This window comes from Streptomyces sp. R28 (assembly GCF_041052385.1).
GTDB lineage: Bacteria > Actinomycetota > Actinomycetes > Streptomycetales > Streptomycetaceae > Streptomyces.
In genome coordinates, this window is the sequence record NZ_CP163439.1 from 2,505,186 (window position 1) to 2,523,024 (window position 17,839).

A 17,839-nucleotide genomic window follows, 5' to 3' on the forward strand; every position below is an offset into this window, starting at 1 on the left:
GTCTGACCCAGCGGCCGGCTGACCCCGATGCGTGCCGATCGCGTCTTCGCGTACGGCGCCGCCGCCGGACTTGTCGGTGATCTGCTGCTCGGCGACCCTCGCCGGGGGCATCCGGTCGCCGCGTTCGGGCGGGCTGCCGCTGCCGTGGAACGGGTGTTGTGGCGCGACCACCGCGCGTGGGGTGCGGTGCACACCGCCGTGTGCGCCGGGGGCGCCGCCGCGGTCGGGGCGCTCGCCGCTCGTGTCGTCCGTACGTCCCCTGCCGCCTCCGTCGCGCTGACCGCCGCCGCCACCTGGGCCGTTGTCGGCGGGACCTCGCTCGCGCGCGAGGCGCGGGGCATCGGGCGGGCTCTGGAGGCGGGGGACGTCGAAGGGGCCCGGGAGCGGCTGCCGCGTCTGTGCGGCCGGGATCCGCAGGCGCTGGACGCGGACGGGATCGCCCGGGCCGTCGTGGAGTCCGTTGCCGAGAACACCTCCGACGCCGTCGTGGGGGCTCTCGTGTGGGGGGCCGTCGGTGGTGTGCCGGGGCTCGTCGGGTTTCGGGCCGTCAACACCCTTGACGCCATGGTGGGGCACAAGTCGGCCCGGTATCGGCGGTACGGGTGGGCTTCGGCCCGGCTCGACGATGTCGCCGGTTGGCCGGGAGCGCGGCTGACCGCCGTGCTCGCCGCTGTCGCCGGGGGCGATCCGCGGGGGGCCGTGCGGGCCTGGCGTGCCGACGCCGCCAGCCATCCCAGTCCCAACGCGGGCCCGGTCGAGGCGTCGTTCGCCGGCGCCCTCGGGGTGCGGCTGGGCGGGACCCTGTCGTACGGGGGGCGGGTCGAGCACCGGCCCGTGCTCAACGGCGGCGCCGGGCGCGCCGTCGTCACGCGCGACATCGAGCGTGCCGTACGGCTCTCACAACGCGTCAGTTGGCTTGCGCTCGGCGTCAGTGTCGCCGGGCGCCGCATCGTGAAGGGGCGTGCGTCATGACGGGCGGTGGGCTTCTGGTCGCCGGTACCACTTCCGACGCCGGCAAGAGCGTCGTCACCGCCGGGATCTGCCGGTGGCTGGTGCGGCAGGGGGTCAAGGTCGCGCCCTTCAAGGCGCAGAACATGTCCCTCAATTCGTTCGTGACGCGGGAGGGGGCCGAGATCGGGCGGGCGCAGGCCATGCAGGCGCAGGCCTGTCGGGTCGAGCCCACCGCGCTGATGAACCCCGTGCTGCTCAAGCCCGGTGGCGAGCAGAGCAGCCAGGTCGTGCTCATGGGCAAGCCGGTCGGGGAGATGAGTGCCCGTGGGTATCACGGCGGGCGGCAGCAGAAACTCCTCGGGACGGTGCTCGACTGTCTTGCCGAGTTGCGGGGCACGTATGACGCGGTGATCTGTGAGGGGGCCGGTTCTCCCGCCGAGATCAATCTGCGGCGGACGGACATCGTGAACATGGGGATCGCGCGGGGCGCGCGGCTTCCCGTGCTCGTCGTCGGTGACATCGACCGCGGCGGGGTCTTCGCCTCGTTCTTCGGGACGGTCGCGCTGCTCTCTCCCGAGGATCAGGAGTTCGTCGCCGGGTTCCTGGTCAACAAGTTCCGGGGGGACGTCTCGCTGCTCGAACCCGGGCTCGACATGCTGCACGGCCTCACCGGGCGGCGGACGTACGGCGTGCTGCCCTTCCGTCACGGGCTCGGCATCGACGAGGAGGACGGGATGGCGGTCTCCCTGCGGGGAGCGGTTCGGGAGTCCCAGGTCTCCGCCCCCGTCGGCGAGGACGTGTTGCGTGTCGCCGTCTGTGCCGTCCCGCTCATGTCCAACTTCACCGATGTCGACGCCCTCGCCGCCGAGCCGGGTGTCGTGGTGCGGTTCGTGGACCGGCCGGAGGAGCTGGCCGACGCCGATCTCGTCGTCATTCCGGGGACTCGGGGGACCGTGAAGGCCCTGGAGTGGCTGCGGGAGCGGGGACTTGCGGAGGCCCTCCTGCGAAGGGCCGCTTCGGGAAGGCCCGTCCTCGGGATCTGCGGCGGCTTCCAGATCCTCGGCGAGCACATCGAGGACGAGGTCGAGAGCCGGCGCGGGCACGTCGACGGGCTCGGAGTCCTGCCCGTGCGGGTGCGGTTCGCCCGGGAGAAGACCCTCACCAGGCCGGTGGGGGAAGCCCTCGGCGAGTCCGTCGAGGGGTACGAGATCCATCACGGGGTCGCCGACATCGACGGAGGGGATCCCTTCCTCGACGGCTGCCGGGTCGGTCAGACCTGGGGCACGCACTGGCACGGCTCGCTGGAGTCGGACGGTTTCCGGCGGGCCTTTCTGCGGGAGGTGGCGGCCGCCGCGGGCCGCCGCTTCGTGCCGGCCGCCGACACGTCGTTCGCCGCGCTGCGCGAGGAGCAGCTCGACCGGCTCGGCGACCTGATCGAACAGCACGCGGACACGGACGCGCTCTGGCGGCTCATCGAGTCGGGCGCGCCGCAAGGACTGCCTTTCATTCCACCGGGAGCGCCCGCATGAGCACTGTGTTGTTGTTGTCGACCGCCGACACGGATCTGCTGGCGGCCCGCGCCGCCTCCGGTGCCGACTACCGGATCGGCAACCCGACCCGCGTGGACGTCGAGAGCGAGCTGCCCGCGCTGCTCGACGGCGCGGACATCGCCGTCGTACGCCTGCTGGGCGGCAAGCGGGCCTGGGAGGACGGGCTCGCCAGGCTGAAGGCGTCCGGTGTCCCTACCGTGCTGCTGGGCGGCGAGGCCGTTCCCGACGCCGAGTTGATGGCCGAGTCGTCGGTGCCCGCCGGTGTCGTGGCCGAGGCGCTGAGGTATCTCGTCGAGGGCGGGCCCGCCAACCTCACCGAGCTCGCGCGGTTCCTCTCCGACACCGTGCTGCTGACGGGCGAGGGGTTCGTCGAGCCGCAGAAGATGCCGGAGTACGGCGTCCACGGCGAGCGTCCCCTCGTCGAGGGCCGTCCGACCGTGGGCGTGCTCTTCTACCGGGCCCATGAGCTGAGCGGCAACACCGCCTTCGTGGACACCCTGTGCGACGCCGTCGAGGCGCAGGGCGCCAACGCCCTCCCCGTGTACTGCGGTTCGCTGCGCGGTGCGGACGCGGAACTGTACGAGATCCTCGGCCAGGCCGACGCCCTGGTCGCCACCGTCCTCGCGGCGGGCGGCACACACGCCTCGCAGGCGTCGGCGGGCGGCGACGAGGAGGCCTGGGACATCGGCCGGCTGGCCGAGCTCGACGTCCCCGTGCTGCAAGGTCTCTGCCTCACCTCGTCCCGGGCCGCCTGGGACGAGTCCGACGCCGCCCTCTCCCCCATGGACGCGGCGATGCAGGTCGCGATCCCCGAGTTCGACGGCCGCCTCATCACCGTCCCCTTCTCCTTCAAGGAGCAGGGCCCCGACGACGTGCCCGTGTACGTCGCCGACCCGGAGCGGGCGGCGCGCGTCGCCGGGATCGCCGTACGGCACGCGCGGTTGAAGCACAAGCCGAACGCGGACAAGAAGCTCGCGCTCGTCTTCACCGCCTACCCGACCAAGCACTCGCGCGTCGGCAACGCGGTCGGCCTCGACACGCCCGCCTCGGCCGTGCGGGTGCTGGACGCCCTCAGGGGCGCCGGGTACGGCCTCACCGAGTACCCCGCGGGCGGCGACGAGTTGATCCACCGCCTCATCAACGCGGGCGGGCACGACGTCGAGTGGCTCACCGAGGAACAGTTGGCGTCCGCTCCCGCGCGCGTGCCGCTGGCCGACTACCGGGCCTGGTTCGACAAGCTCGACCCCGAGCTGCGCGACGCCATGCTGGAGGCGTGGGGTGAGCCGCCGGGTTCGCTGTACGTCGACGGGGACGACATCGTCCTCGCCTCGCTCCAGTTCGGGAACGTCGTCGTGATGATCCAGCCGCCGCGCGGCTTCGGCGAGAACCCGATCGCGATCTACCACGACCCGGACATGCCGCCGTCCCACCACTACATGGCGGCCTACCGGTGGCTCGAGAACAGCTTCGGCGCCGACGCCATCGTCCACATGGGCAAGCACGGCACGATGGAGTGGCTGCCGGGCAAGGGACTCGGGCTCAGCGGGGGTTGTGCGCCGGACGCCGTGCTCGGTGATCTGCCCCTGATCTACCCGTTCATCGTCAACGACCCCGGCGAGGGCACCCAGGCCAAGCGCCGCGGTCACGCCACCGTCGTCGACCACCTCGTGCCGCCGATGGCCCGCGCGGACACCTACGGCGACCTGGCCAAGCTGGAGCAGCTCCTCGACGAGTACGCGCTCGTCTCCGACCTGGACCCGACGAAGGCGCCCGCGGTCCGGGCGCAGATCTGGACGCTGGTCAAGGCGGCCGAGCTCCACCACGACCTGCATGTCGACGAGCAGCCGGACGACGAGACCTTCGACGAGTTCGTCATGCACATCGACGGCTATCTGTGCGAGATCAAGGACGTGCAGATCCGCGACGGGCTGCACATCCTCGGCGGCGGCCCGGTCGGTGAACCGCGCGTCAACCTCGTACTCGCCGTGCTGCGCGCCTCGCAGGTGTGGGGCGGGCAGGCCAACGCCCTGCCGGGGCTGCGGGCTTCGCTGGCCGCTCATTTCGGGCTCGACGAGAAGGAGCTGCTGTCCGAGCCGGGTGCGCCGGTGAAGGTGCCGGTGGAGCTGTCCGACCTCGTCGACGGCCCCTCGCGTACGGCCGCCGACGCGATCGACCTGCTGGAGCAGCTGTGCCGGCGGATCGCGGAGGGGATGGAGGAGCACGACTGGGCGCTCGCACAGAGCCGTCCTCTGGTGCGTGCCGTCGTCGGCACCGAACTCCCCGACGCCGTCGCCGTGGTGGAGTTCGCCTGCAACGAGGTCGTGCCCCGCCTGGCGCGGACCACCGACGAGATCGGCCACATCCTCAAGGCCCTCGACGGCGGTTACGTCCCGGCCGGTCCGTCGGGTTCGCCGACGCGCGGGCTCGTGAACGTGCTGCCGACCGGCCGCAACTTCTACTCCGTCGACCCCAAGGCCATCCCCTCCAGGCTGAGTTGGGAGGTCGGCCAGTCGCTCGCCGACTCGCTGGTCGCCCGCTACCTGCAGGACACCGGCGAGTACCCGAAGTCCGTCGGCCTGACGGTCTGGGGGACGTCCGCGATGCGCACCCAGGGCGACGACATCGCCGAGATCCTCGCACTGCTGGGCTGCCGTCCGGTGTGGGACGACGCCTCGCGCCGGGTGACCGGCTTCGAGGTCGTCGGCCTGGCGGAGCTCGGGCGGCCGCGCATCGACGTCACGGTGCGCATCTCCGGCTTCTTCCGGGACGCCTTCCCGCACGTCGTCGGGCTGATCGACGACGCGGTGCGGACGGTGGCCGAGCTGGACGAGCCGGCCGACAGCAACTACGTCCGCGCCCACGCCGACGAGGACACCGCCGAGCACGGCGACCGGCGGCGCGCGACGGCCCGTGTCTTCGGCTCCAAGCCGGGCGCGTACGGCGCCGGTCTGCTGCCGCTGATCGACGCCCGCAACTGGCGTTCGGACGCCGACCTGGCCGAGGTGTACGCCGTCTGGGGCGGCTACGCCTACGGCCGCGGGCTCGACGGGCGGGCGGCGCGCGGGGACATGGAGACCGCGTTCAAGCGGATCAACGTCGCCGCGAAGAACGTCGACACCCGCGAGCACGACCTCGTCGACGCCGACGACTACTTCCAGTACCACGGCGGCATGGTCGCCATGGTGCGGCACCTGACCGGCGCCAACCCCGAGGCGTACGTGGGTGATTCGGCCACTCCCGACCAGGTGAAGACCCGCACGCTGGGCGAGGAGACCCACCGCGTCTTCCGCGCCCGCGTGGTCAACCCGCGCTGGATGGCGGCCATGCGCCGGCACGGCTACAAGGGCGCCTTCGAGATGGCGGCGACCGTGGACTACCTCTTCGGGTACGACGCCACGGCCGGGGTCGTCGACGACTGGATGTACGAGAAGCTGTCGGCCGAGTACGTCTTCGACGCCGAGAACCAGGACTTCATGAAGAAGTCCAACCCGTGGGCGCTGCGCGGCATCACCGAGCGGCTCCTCGAGGCCGCCGACCGCGGGCTGTGGGCCGAACCGGACGCCGACACGCTGGAGCGGCTGCGGGCCACGTACCTGGAGCTGGAAGGCGACTTGGAGGGCGACGAGAAGTGACCACCCCCTTCCCCTTTACGGCCGTTGTCGGCCAGGACGACCTGCGGCTCGCGCTGCTGCTGAACGCCGTGTCACCGGCGGTCGGCGGGGTGCTGGTGCGCGGCGAGAAGGGCACCGCCAAGTCGACGGCGGTGCGGGCGCTTTCGGCGCTGATGCCCGAGGTACCGGTGGTCGCCGGGTGCCGTTTCTCGTGCGACCCCGCCACTCCCGACCCCGCGTGCCCGGACGGGCCGCACGAGGCCGGGGCGGGCAGCGAGCGCCCCGCCCGTATGGTCGAACTCCCCGTCGGCGCCTCCGAGGACCGGCTGGTCGGCGCCCTGGACATCGAGCGGGCCCTCGCCGAGGGCGTGAAGGCCTTCGAGCCGGGCCTGCTCGCGGACGCCCACCGCGGGATCCTCTACGTCGACGAGGTCAACCTCCTCCACGACCACCTCGTCGACCTGCTGCTGGACGCGGCGGCGATGGGCGCGTCGTACGTCGAACGCGAGGGCGTCTCCGTCCGGCACGCCGCCCGCTTCCTGCTCGTCGGCACCATGAACCCCGAAGAGGGCGAGCTGCGACCGCAGCTGCTCGACCGGTTCGGGCTGACCGTCGAGGTCGCGGCCTCACGCGAGCCTGATCAGCGGGTGGAGGTCGTACGGCGGCGGCTCGCCTACGACGACGATCCGGCCGGCTTCGCCGCGCGGTGGGCGGACGAGGAGGCCGCCGTACGGGCGCGGATCGTGGCGGCGCGAGAGCTGCTGCCGTCGGTGCGCCTGGGCGACAGGGCGCTGCGGCAGATCGCGGCGACCTGTGCCGCCTTCGAGGTGGACGGGATGCGCGCCGACATCGTGATGGCCCGCACGGCCACCGCGCTGGCCGCCTGGGCCGGGCGGACCGATGTGCTCGCCGAGGATGTGCGACAGGCGGCGCTGCTCGCGCTGCCGCACCGGCGCCGGCGCAATCCCTTTGACGCGCCCGGGCTGGACGAGGACAAGCTCGACCAGACGCTGGAGGAGTTCTCCGGTGAGGGCGAGGGCGACGAGGATCCCGACCCCGACGGGCCCGGCGGGGGCGGCGGGCAGCCGCCGTCCGAGGGACCGCAGACCGACGACGGTGCTTCCGGCGCGCGGCCCGAAGCCGGCGAGGGCGGGGAGCCGCAGCCTTCCGAGGCCGGTTCGGGCGAGCAGTCCGCCGTACGGGCCTCCGAACCCTTCCGTACCAAGGTCCTCAGCGTGCCCGGCCTCGGCGAGGGTGCCGCCGGGCGGCGTTCGCGGGCGCGGACGGAGCATGGGCGGACCACGGGGGCTCGGCGTCCCCGAGGGGCCCTGACCAAACTGCACTTGGCGGCCACCGTGCAGGCGGCAGCGCCGCATCAGCGGGCTCGGGGCCGGTCCGGGCCGGGGCTCGTGGTGCGGCGGGACGATCTGCGGCAGGCGGTTCGGGAAGGGCGCGAAGGGAATCTCGTGCTGTTCGTCGTCGACGCCTCGGGGTCGATGGCGGCGCGGCAGCGGATGAGCGCGGTGAAGGGCGCCGTGCTGTCGCTGCTGCTGGATGCGTACCAGCGACGGGACAAGGTGGGGCTCGTGACGTTTCGCGGGTCGGCCGCCGATGTCGCGCTGCCGCCCACGTCGTCGGTGGATGCGGCCGCGGCTCGGCTGGAGACGCTGCCCACCGGTGGGCGTACCCCGCTTGCGGCCGGGCTGCTCAAGGCCCATGAGGTGCTGCGGGTGGAGCGGCTCAGGGATCCGGCCCGGCGGGCGCTCGTCGTGGTGGTCACCGACGGGCGGGCCACGGGTGGCCCCGAGCCGGTCGCGCTCGCGGGGCGGGCGGCTCGGTTGTTCGCGGCGCAGGGCGTCGCGTCCGTGGTGGTCGACTGCGAGTCGGGGCCCGTACGGCTGGGGCTCGCGGGGCAGCTCGCGGGTGAGCTGGGCGGTACGGCCGTGACGCTGGACGAGTTGCGGGCCGAGTCGATCGCCGGGCTGGTCAGGGATGTACAGGGTGGGTCGAAGAGGAGGGCCGCGTAATGCCGCAGGGACAGCCGAGTGTGGTGCCAGACGATGGCCTGACGACCCGCCAGCGCCGTAATCGGCCGCTGGTCGTCGTGCACACGGGCATCGGCAAGGGCAAGTCGACCGCCGCGTTCGGGCTTGCCCTGCGGGCCTGGAACCAGGGGTGGCCCATCGGGGTGTTCCAGTTCGTCAAGTCGGCCAAGTGGAAGGTCGGCGAGGAGAACGCGCTGCGGGTGCTCGGTGCCAGTGGTGAGGGCGGGTCCGTCGACTGGCACAAGATGGGCGAGGGCTGGTCGTGGGTGCAGCGTGACGACCAGATGGACAACGAGGACAAGGCCCGGGAGGGCTGGGAGCAGGTCAAGCGGGACCTGGCCGCCGAGACGTACAAGCTGTACGTGCTGGACGAGTTCGCCTACCCGATGCACTGGGGGTGGGTGGACACCGACGAGGTCGTCGATGTGCTGCGGAATCGCCCCGGGAACCAGCACGTGGTCATCACCGGGCGGAACGCGCCCGAGAAGCTCGTCGAGTTCGCCGACCTCGTGACCGACATGTCCAAGGTGAAGCACCCCATGGACGTGGGTCAGAAGGGCCAGAGAGGCATCGAGTGGTGATCGCGTGATGTCCCCGTCCTCGCCCTCGCCGCCGTCCTCGTCCTCGTCCTCCTCCTCGTCCGTCCCTCGGCTGGTCATCGCCGCGCCGGCCTCCGGCAGTGGCAAGACCACCGTCGCCACGGGGTTGATGGCCGCGCTCACCGCGCGCGGGCTTGCTGTGTCTCCGCACAAGGTGGGGCCGGACTACATCGATCCCGGGTATCACACGCTCGCCACCGGACGGGTGGGGCGCAACCTCGACGCGTATCTGTGCGGGCCGGAGTTGATCGGGCCGTTGTTCCTGCATGGGGCGCGGGGGTGCGACATCGCCGTCGTCGAGGGCGTCATGGGGATGTACGACGGGGCCGCCGGGGAGGGTGAGCTGGCGTCCACCGCGCATGTGGCGAAGTTGCTGCGGGCGCCGGTGGTGCTCGTCGTCGACGCGTCGTCGCAGTCGCGGTCCGTCGCGGCGCTGGTGCACGGGTTCGCGTCGTGGGATCCGGAGGTGCGGGTCGGGGGCGTGATCCTGAACAAGGTCGCCTCGGATCGGCATGAGGAGCTGCTGCGGGAGGCGTTGGACGCGGCCGGGGTGCCTGTGATGGGGGTGCTGCGGCGGGTCGCCCAGGTGGATACGCCCTCGCGGCATCTGGGGCTGGTGCCGGTCGCCGAGCGGCGGGCCGCCGCTGTGGAGGCCGTTGCGGCGATGGCGGCGCAGGTTGATGCCGGGTGTGACTTGGAGGCGTTGCTGGGGCTGGCGCGGGGGGCGGGGGCGTTGTCTTGTGCGGCTTGGGATGCGGCTGAGGTCTTGGCCTCTTCGCCCCCGCCGCCCCTACCCGTCCCGTCCTCCAGGGGCTCCGTCCCTTCGACCCCGCTGGGGGCTGCGCCCCCAGACCCCCGCTTCGGCCCTGAACGGGCCTCGTCCTCAAGCGCCGGACAGGCTGGAGAGTGCGGTCCGGCGTCGACAAGCTCCGCCCCTCGTCCTCAAGCGCCGGACGGGCTGAAGAATGCCGACCGGCCTGTGAGAGTCGCCGTCGCCGGTGGTCCCGCCTTCACCTTCTCGTACGCCGAACACGCCGAACTTCTCGCCGCCTCCGGCGCCGAAGTCGTCCCCGTCGACCCGCTCCGTGACGAGCAACTCCCCGACGGCACCCGTGGCCTGGTCATCGGGGGCGGGTTTCCCGAGGTATACGCCGCCGAGCTGTCCGCCAACGAGCCCCTCCGCAAGGCCGTCGCCGCCCTCGCAGAGGCCGGCGCTCCCGTCGCCGCCGAGTGTGCCGGGCTGCTCTACCTCTGTCGGGAGCTGGACGGGCAGCCCATGTGCGGGGTGCTCGACGCCGGTGCCCGGATGAGCGAGCGGCTCACCCTCGGGTATCGGGACGCCGTCGCCGTCAGCGACAGTGTGCTCGCCGTCGCGGGGACGCGGATGCGGGGGCACGAGTTTCATCGGACCGTCGTCGAGCCCGGCTCGGGGACGGCGCCCGCCTGGGGGGTACGCGCCCCTCGACCGCGGGTCGAAGGTTTCGTACAGCAGGGCGTGCACGCGAGTTATCTGCACACGCACTGGGCCTCGCAGCCCGGTGTCGCCCATCGGTTCGTGGAGAGGTGCCGGACGTCATGAGCAGCAGCAGGTTGATCGGAGTCGGGGTCGGTCCCGGCGACCCGGAGCTGGTGACCGTGAAGGGCGTCAACGCTCTGCGCGCCGCCGATGTCGTCGTCGTACCGGTGATGGCTGGAGTTGACGGAAAGGACGGCGGCGAGCGGGGGCGGGCCGAGGCGACGGTGCTGCACTACGTGCCCGAGGAGAAGGTCGTGCGGGTCGTGTTCGCGCTCAACGAGCGGACCGACCGGGCCCGGCGCGAGGCGGCCTGGGATGCGGCGGGCGAGCGGGTGGCCGAGCTGCTGCGCGGCCATTCCACCGTCGCCTTCGCCACCATCGGTGACCCCAACGTCTACTCCACCTTCACCTATCTCGCCCAGACCATCTGCGAGACGGTGCCCGGCACCGTCGTCGAGACCGTCCCCGGCATCACCGCCATGCAGGACCTCGCCGCCCGTTCGGGAGCCGTGCTCACCGAGGGGACGGAGCCGCTCACGCTCGTGCCCGTCACGGCGGGGGCGACGGTGCTCAAGGAGGCACTCGCCGGGCCCGGGACCGTCGTCGCCTACAAGTTCGGGCGGCAGGCCGCGGAGGTCGCCGAGGCGCTGCGGGAGACCGGGCGGATCGAGAACGCGGTGTGGGGGTCGGCGCTGGGGCTGTCGGAGGAGTCGATCCGGCCCGCCGCCGACCTCGACGAGACTCCCCTCCCCTACCTCTCGACGCTCATCGCACCCGCCCGGCGCGACGGCGTGCGGGGCGGCAAGCTGTGAGCCCCTCGCCCACCCCGCGGCACCACAACGCACGGCACTCGCAGGACTCGTAGCAACCGCAGCAGCCGCCGCAACGCCCGCAGCACTCGTAGCATCCGCAGCCCCGCAGCCCCGCAGCCCCGCAGCAACTCGTAGCACTCGTAAGACCCGTAGGAGAGGACCCTTCCCATGGCCGAAGCCCCCACCGGCAAGGTGACCTTCGTCGGTGCCGGCCCCGGCGCCGCCGATCTGCTGACGTTCCGTGCCGCGCGTGCCATCGCCGAGGCCGACGTCGTGATCTGGGCGGCCAGCCTGGTGCAGGCGGAGGTCCTCCAGCACGCGCGCGAGGACGCCGAGATCCTCGACTCGGCCACCATGTCCCTGGAGGACGTCGTCGCCGTGTACGAGCGGGCCCGTGAGGCCGGGCTCAAGGTCGCGCGTATTCACTCCGGTGACCCCGCCCTCTGGGGCGGTACGCAGGAGCAGCTCGACCGGTGTGCCGGGATCGGCGTCGAGACCGAGATCGTGCCCGGGGTCTCGGCCTTCTCCGCCGTGGCCGCGCTCGCCCAGCGGGAGCTGACCATCCCCGAGGTCGCGCAGTCCGTCGTCCTCACCCGGCTCGGTGGCGGCAAGACGCCGATGCCGCCCGGCGAGGAGGTGCGGGAGTTCGCCAAGCACGGGACCACCATGGCGATCTTCCTGTCGGCCGCCCGTAGCGGGCAGCTCGTGCGGGAGCTGCTGGAGGGCGGGTATCCGACGTCCACTCCGGTCGTCGTCGCCTACCAGGCGACCTGGCCGGAGGAACTCGTCGTGAAGTGCACGATCGGGACGCTGGAGGAGACCGTCAAGGAGCACAAGCTCTGGAAGCACACCCTGTTCCTGGTCGGCCCGGCCCTCGACGCGCAGGGCACACGCTCGCACCTCTACCACCCCGGTCACTTCCACGGGTACCGGAAGGCCGACCCTCAGGCACGCCGGGCGCTGCGCGAGCGAGGGGCGAGCACGTGATCCCCGAGCGGCCGGTCACGGTCGTCGGTACGGGGACGGGGGCACCGCTCCCGGAAGACGTCCTCGCCGGGGCCGAGCTGGTGGTCGGCGGGCGGCGGCATCTGGACGCCGTACGACTGGCCGACGGCGTGGAGCGGGTCGTGCTCGGGGCGCTGGCTCCTGCCCTCGACACCATCGCGGAGTACGTCGCGAAGGACCGGCGGGTGGTCGTGCTGGCCTCCGGTGACCCCGGGTTCTTCGGGATCGTGCGAGTGCTGGCCGAGCGGTTCGGGGCGGAGCGGCTCGATGTGCGGGCCGGTGTGTCCTCCGTCGCCGCCGCCTTCGCGCGGCTCGGGCTGACCTGGGACGACGCGGTCGTCGTCAGCGCGCACGGGCGGGAGCCGCGCACGGCCGTCAACGTCTGCCGGGCGCATCCGAAGGTGGCCGTGCTGACCGGACCGGGCGCCGGGCCCGCCGAGTTGGGCGCGGCGCTCGCCCGTACCGCCCCCGGGCGGGTCCTGGTCGTCGCGTCCGCGCTGGGCGACCCGGCCCGCGAGCGAGTGGAACGGCTCTCCCCCGGCGAGGCCGCGCGGCGGGACTGGGGTGCGGCGGTGAGTGTCGTGCTCTGCCTGGACGAGACGCGGGCGCCGGGTGGCGTGCGTACGGTCGCCGGGGCGGCCTCCGCTCCCGCCGCATGGGCCCTGGACGAGGGCGAGTTCACGCACCGCGACTCCATGATCACCAAGTCCGAGGTACGGGCGCTCGCCCTGGCCCGGCTCGGGCCGCGCCTCGGCGACCTCGTCTGGGACGTCGGCGCGGGCTCCGGGTCCGTGGCCGTGGAGTGCGCGCGGTTCGGTGCCGCCGTCACCGCGGTCGAGAAGACCCCGGACGGCATCGCGCGGATCCGCGCCAACGCCGCCGCGCACGGCGTCGACGTCCACGTCGTGCACGGGGCGGCACCCACCGTGCTGTCCGATCTCGACGATCCGGACGCCGTGTTCATCGGGGGCGGGGGGCGGGAGCTGCCCGCCATCGTCACCGCGTGCGCGCGGCGGGCGCGGCGGGCGGTCGTGGTCGCGATGGCGGCGCTGGACCGTGTGCCGGCGGCCCGCGAGGCGCTGAAGAGTGCCGGGTTCGACTGCGCCGGGGTGCTGTTGCAGTCGTCCCGGCTGGCGCCGCTGCCGGGGGACGTGACCCGGCTGGCGGCGACCAACCCCGTGTTCCTGCTGTGGGGCGTCCGGCCTCCGGTTCGTACTGAAGAAGGAGTTGCCCAGTGATCGGCCTCATTTCCGCCACCGCGGCGGGGGCGGCGGCGCGGGACCGGCTGGTCGCCGCGTGGCCGGAGCGTGTGCGCGTGTACGACGGGCCCGTCGGGGACGCCGTACGGCGGGCGTTCGCGGAGTGCGAGCAGCTCGTGTGCTTTCTCGCGACGGGCGCGGTCGTACGGCTGATCGCCCCGCTGCTGGGTGACAAGGCGTCCGACCCTGGTGTGGTGTGCGTCGACGAGGGCGGGCGGTTCGCCGTGTCGCTGGTCGGCGGGCACGGGGGCGGTGCCAATGAACTGACCCTGGAGGTGGGCGAGTTGCTGGGGGCCGTGCCCGTGGTGACGACGGCGACCGATGCCGTGGGGGTGCCCGGTCTGGACACGCTCGGGTTCCCGGTGGAGGGCGATGTCGCCGCGGTTTCGCGGGCCCTGCTCGACGGTGAGCCGGTGGCGCTGAAGACCGAGTTGGCGTGGCCGCTGCCGCCGCTCCCGGTCGCCACCGAGGGTTCCTGGACCATCCGTCTGACGGATCGGCTCGTCGAGAGCGCCGCCGAGCGCGAGGTCGTCCTGCGCCCGCCGTCCCTCGTCGTCGGCGTCGGTGCCTCCAGGGGCGCCCCCGCCGACGAGGTGCTCGGGCTGATCGAGAGCGCGCTCGGCGACGCCGGCCTCTCCGCCGCGTCCCTCGCCGAACTCGCCACCGTCGACGCCAAGGCCGACGAACCCGGCATCGTCGAGGCCGCCGAACGCCTCGGCGTCCCCCTCGTCACCCACTCCGCCGAGGAACTGGCCGCCGTCGAGGTCCCCAACCCCTCCGCCGCGCCCCTCGCCGCGGTGGGCACCCCCTCCGTCGCCGAGGCCGCCGCCCTGGTGCGCGGCGGCGAACTCCTCGTACCCAAGCGGAAGTCGCAGCGCGCCGACGGGCAGCCGGCGATGGCGACCTGTGCCGTCGTACGGCGGCCCGGACGCGGGCGGCTCGCGGTCGTCGGGCTCGGGCCCGGTGCCCGTGATCTGCTGACGCCGCGCGCGAAGACGGAGCTGCGGCGCGCCTCCGTGCTCGTCGGGCTCGACCAGTACGTCGACCAGATCCGCGATCTGCTGCGGCCCGGCACGCGGGTCCTGGAGTCGGGGCTCGGCGCCGAGGAGGAGCGGGCCCGGACGGCGGTCGAGGAGGCCCGCAAGGGGCAGGCGGTCGCGCTGATCGGCAGCGGGGACGCGGGCGTGTACGCCATGGCCTCCCCCGCGCTCGCCGAGGCCTCCGACGACATCGAGGTGATCGGGGTGCCGGGCGTCACCGCCGCCCTCGCGGCGGCCGCGATCCTCGGTGCACCGCTCGGACACGACCACGTGTCGATCAGCCTCTCCGACCTGCACACCCCGTGGGAGGTCATCGAGCGGCGGGTGCGGGCCGCGGCCGAGGCGGACATCGTGGTCACCTTCTACAACCCCCGCTCCCGGGGCCGCGACTGGCAGCTGCCCAAGGCCCTCGCGATCCTCGCCGAGCACCGGAAGCCGACCACGCCGGTCGGTGTCGTACGGAACGCGTCGCGGCCGGACGAGTCCGGTCGGCTCACGACACTGGGTGCCCTCGACCCGGCGACGGTCGACATGATGACGGTCGTGACCGTGGGCAACACCGCGACCCGGGACATCGCGGGGCGCATGGTGACGCCGCGCGGCTACCGCTGGCAGGCATCGCAGGAGGGCGCCAAGTGAACCGTGTGGATCACGTGGATCGTGTGGTTCATCCGATCGAGGTGGAGTCCTACCGGCGGCTGCGCGCCCGCCTGGACACCTCGCACTTCCCGCCGCTGACCCGGGCGGTGGTGGAGAGGGTCATCCACTCCGCCGCGGATCTCGACTACGCCACCGATCTCGTCATGGACGAGGGCGACCTGGAGAAGGCCCACCTGGCACTGCACTCCGGCGCGCCCGTCGTCACGGACGTGGAGATGGTCGCGGCCGGGATCACCCGGCGCGAGACCGTCTGCCGGCTCAGGGACGCCAAGTCCGGTCCGGGACTGACCCGTTCGGCGCACGCGATACGGCTCGCGTACGAGCAGGTCGGCCCTGGCGCCCTCTGGGTGATCGGCAACGCGCCGACCGCACTGGAGGAGCTGCTGACCCTGGACGCCGCCCCGGCCCTCGTCATCGGCCTGCCCGTCGGCTTCGTCGGCGCGGTCGAGTCCAAGGCCGCGTTGCGCGAGAGCGGGCTGCCCGCCGTGAGCAACGTGTCCGAGAAGGGCGGTTCGGCGGTCGCCTCCGCCGCGCTCAACGCCCTGCTGTACCACCCCCTTACACAGAAGACCGAGCCTCAGAAGAACGAGTCTCACAAGACCGAGGAGAAATCGTGACCACCCCGCCGCCCGCCCTGCTCATCGCCGGTCATGGCACCCGGGACGATGCCGGAGCCGAGGCGTTCCGCGACTTCGTCCGGGAGCTGGGGGCCCGCCACCCCGAGCTGCCCGTCGCGGGCGGCTTCATCGAGCTGTCCCCGCCACCGCTGGGCGAGGCCGTGACCGAGCTGGTCGAACGCGGCGTACGGCGGTTCGCCGCCGTGCCGCTGATGCTGGTGTCCGCCGGGCACGCCAAGGGCGACATCCCGGCCGCGCTGGCCCGCGAGAAGGAGCGGCACCCCGGGATCTCGTACACCTACGGCCGCCCCCTCGGCCCGCACCCGTCGCTGCTGTCCGTCCTGGAGCGGCGGCTGGACGAGGCGCTCGGCGCCGAGGGCCGCGCGCCCGGGGACCGGGCCGATGTGACCGTGCTGCTGGTCGGGCGCGGGTCGACCGACCCGGACGCCAACGCCGAGGTGCACAAGGCGGCGCGGCTGCTGTGGGAGGGGCGCGGCTACGCGGGCGTGGAGACGGCGTTCGTGTCGCTCGCGGCGCCGGACGTGCCGAGCGGCCTGGACCGCTGCGTGAAGCTGGGCGCGCGGAGGATCGTCGTCCTGCCCTACTTCCTCTTCACCGGCATCCTGCCGGACCGCGTGCGGCAGCAGACGGAGGGCTGGGCGGCCGCGCACCCGGAGGTCGAGGTGCGCTCGGCGGACGTCATCGGCCCGGAGCCGGAACTCCTCGACCTGGTGATGGAGCGGTACGAGGAGGCCCTGAAGGGCGACCTGCGGATGAACTGCGACTCGTGCGTGTACCGCATCGCGCTGCCCGGCTTCGAGGACAAGGTCGGCATGCCCCAGCAGCCGCACTTCCACCCGGACGACGACGACCACCACCACGGGCACGGTCATCACGACCACGGCCACCACCATGGCGCCCACTCCCATGCCCACTGAGGCGCACGACCTACGTCACCACGGCGACGCCGAGGTCCGCGACGACGGCTCGGCGCTTGTCGACCTCGCCGTGAACGTCCGCGCGGACACGCCCCCCGCATGGCTGCGCGAACGGATCGCCGGGTCCCTGGGCTCCCTCGCCGCCTACCCGGACGGGCGGGCCGCGCGGGCGGCGGTGGCGGCGCGGCACGGACTCCCGACGGAACGCGTGCTGCTCACGGCGGGGGCGGCGGAGGCATTCGTGCTCCTCGCCCGCGCCCTGAAGGTGCGCCGGCCGGTCGTCGTGCACCCGCAGTTCACGGAGCCCGAGGCGGCCCTGCGGGACGCGGGGCACACGGTCGACCGGGTGCTGCTGCGGGAGGAGGACGGCTTCCGTCTCGACCCGGCGGCCGTCCCCGAGGACGCCGACCTGGTGGTCGTCGGCAACCCCACCAACCCGACCTCGGTGCTCCACCCGGCCGCGTCCCTCGCCGAACTCGTCCGCCCCGGGCGGACGTTGGTGGTGGACGAGGCGTTCATGGACGCGGTGCCGGGTGAGCGGGAGGCGCTGGCGAGCCGCACGGACATACCGGGCCTGGTGGTGCTGCGCAGCCTGACGAAGACCTGGGGCCTGGCCGGCCTGCGCATCGGCTACGTCCTCGCCGCCCCGGAGACCATCGCCGACCTGGAGCGCGCCCAGCCCCTGTGGCCGGTCTCCACGCCCGCACTCGCCGCCGCCGAGGCCTGTATGTCGTCCCCGGCCCTGGCGGAGGCGGCCCACGCGGCCCACCGCATCGCCGCCGACCGGGCCCATCTCATCGCGGGGCTCGCCGAGTTCGCCCCGGCCGGACTCCGGGTCGTCGAGCCCGCCGAGGGGCCCTTCGTCCTCGTCCGCCTGCCGAGGGCGGCAGCGGTACGGGAGCACCTGCGCGAGCTCGGGTTCGCGGTACGGCGCGGGGACACGTTCCCCGGGCTGGGCGAGGAGTGGCTGCGGCTGGCGGTGCGGGACCGGGGGACGGTCAGCCGGTTCCTGGGGGCGCTTGAGGGGGCGATGACGCAGGCCAACCGCTGAGGCCCGCGTTCCTTCCGGCGACAGGACGAAAGCCGCTGTGTGTACGACCATTGCAGCTAGCAGTCCGTGTCTTCGGCCAACAGCCATGCCGAGCGCGCCCCGTGCCACGCCACAGCCGCCTCCTTCGACCAGAACGCCGACCTCTCGGGACGGGCGACGCCCACCGCGGAGGTCAGCTTGCCCCC

At 73.2% G+C, this 17,839-nt stretch carries 13 protein-coding genes; all 13 read left to right on the forward strand.

Annotated features, from left to right (window positions below):
* The first annotated feature begins 27 nt into the window (after positions 1 to 27).
* The 13 genes from AB5J49_RS10980 to cobC all read left to right on the forward strand — a co-directional run bounded on the left by AB5J49_RS10980 (position 28) and on the right by cobC (position 17,654).
* Positions 28 to 972: a cobalamin biosynthesis protein gene (locus tag AB5J49_RS10980; RefSeq protein ID WP_369168367.1), complete on the forward strand. Its 945-nt coding sequence runs from the start codon at positions 28 to 30 to the stop codon at positions 970 to 972.
* Complete coding sequence (locus AB5J49_RS10985; RefSeq protein ID WP_369168368.1) at positions 969 to 2,480, forward strand: cobyric acid synthase; 1,512 nt, start codon at positions 969 to 971, stop codon at positions 2,478 to 2,480. Before AB5J49_RS10980 ends, AB5J49_RS10985 begins: the two co-directional genes overlap by 4 nt.
* Positions 2,477 to 6,133 carry a cobaltochelatase subunit CobN gene (gene cobN, locus AB5J49_RS10990; RefSeq protein ID WP_369168369.1) on the forward strand — a complete coding sequence of 1,219 codons (3,657 nt, stop codon included), beginning with the start codon at positions 2,477 to 2,479 and terminating at the stop codon, positions 6,131 to 6,133. The genes AB5J49_RS10985 and cobN overlap by 4 nt, the downstream gene beginning before the upstream one ends.
* A complete protein-coding gene (locus AB5J49_RS10995; protein ID WP_369168370.1) occupies positions 6,130 to 8,139 on the forward strand; it encodes a putative cobaltochelatase in 2,010 nt (669 codons plus the stop codon). The genes cobN and AB5J49_RS10995 overlap by 4 nt, the downstream gene beginning before the upstream one ends.
* Complete coding sequence (cobO, locus tag AB5J49_RS11000) at positions 8,139 to 8,738, forward strand: cob(I)yrinic acid a,c-diamide adenosyltransferase (RefSeq protein WP_369168371.1); 600 nt, start codon at positions 8,139 to 8,141, stop codon at positions 8,736 to 8,738. Before AB5J49_RS10995 ends, cobO begins: the two co-directional genes overlap by 1 nt.
* Before the next feature lie 7 nt (positions 8,739 to 8,745).
* The gene (locus tag AB5J49_RS11005; protein WP_369168372.1) at positions 8,746 to 10,335 is read left to right on the forward strand and encodes a cobyrinate a,c-diamide synthase; all 1,590 of its coding nucleotides are present in this window, start codon (positions 8,746 to 8,748) and stop codon (positions 10,333 to 10,335) included.
* A complete protein-coding gene (gene cobI / locus AB5J49_RS11010) occupies positions 10,332 to 11,084 on the forward strand; it encodes a precorrin-2 C(20)-methyltransferase (RefSeq protein WP_369168373.1) in 753 nt (250 codons plus the stop codon). Before AB5J49_RS11005 ends, cobI begins: the two co-directional genes overlap by 4 nt.
* A gap of 168 nt (positions 11,085 to 11,252) precedes the next feature.
* Positions 11,253 to 12,071 (forward strand): precorrin-4 C(11)-methyltransferase, encoded by an 819-nt coding sequence (gene cobM / locus AB5J49_RS11015; protein WP_369168374.1) that lies wholly within the window; start codon positions 11,253 to 11,255, stop codon positions 12,069 to 12,071.
* The gene (gene cbiE / locus AB5J49_RS11020) at positions 12,068 to 13,327 is read left to right on the forward strand and encodes a precorrin-6y C5,15-methyltransferase (decarboxylating) subunit CbiE (protein WP_369168375.1); all 1,260 of its coding nucleotides are present in this window, start codon (positions 12,068 to 12,070) and stop codon (positions 13,325 to 13,327) included. The genes cobM and cbiE overlap by 4 nt, the downstream gene beginning before the upstream one ends.
* A complete protein-coding gene (cobJ, locus tag AB5J49_RS11025; protein WP_369168376.1) occupies positions 13,324 to 15,027 on the forward strand; it encodes a precorrin-3B C(17)-methyltransferase in 1,704 nt (567 codons plus the stop codon). The genes cbiE and cobJ overlap by 4 nt, the downstream gene beginning before the upstream one ends.
* A gap of 14 nt (positions 15,028 to 15,041) precedes the next feature.
* On the forward strand, positions 15,042 to 15,665 hold the full coding sequence (locus tag AB5J49_RS11030; RefSeq protein WP_369175100.1) for a precorrin-8X methylmutase: 624 nt from the start codon (positions 15,042 to 15,044) through the stop codon (positions 15,663 to 15,665).
* Positions 15,662 to 16,603: a sirohydrochlorin chelatase gene (locus tag AB5J49_RS11035; protein ID WP_369168377.1), complete on the forward strand. Its 942-nt coding sequence runs from the start codon at positions 15,662 to 15,664 to the stop codon at positions 16,601 to 16,603. Before AB5J49_RS11030 ends, AB5J49_RS11035 begins: the two co-directional genes overlap by 4 nt.
* Entirely contained in the window at positions 16,593 to 17,654 is a 1,062-nt protein-coding gene (gene cobC, locus AB5J49_RS11040) for an Rv2231c family pyridoxal phosphate-dependent protein CobC (RefSeq protein WP_369168379.1), read from the forward strand. Before AB5J49_RS11035 ends, cobC begins: the two co-directional genes overlap by 11 nt.
* Positions 17,655 to 17,839: the final 185 nt, after the last annotated feature.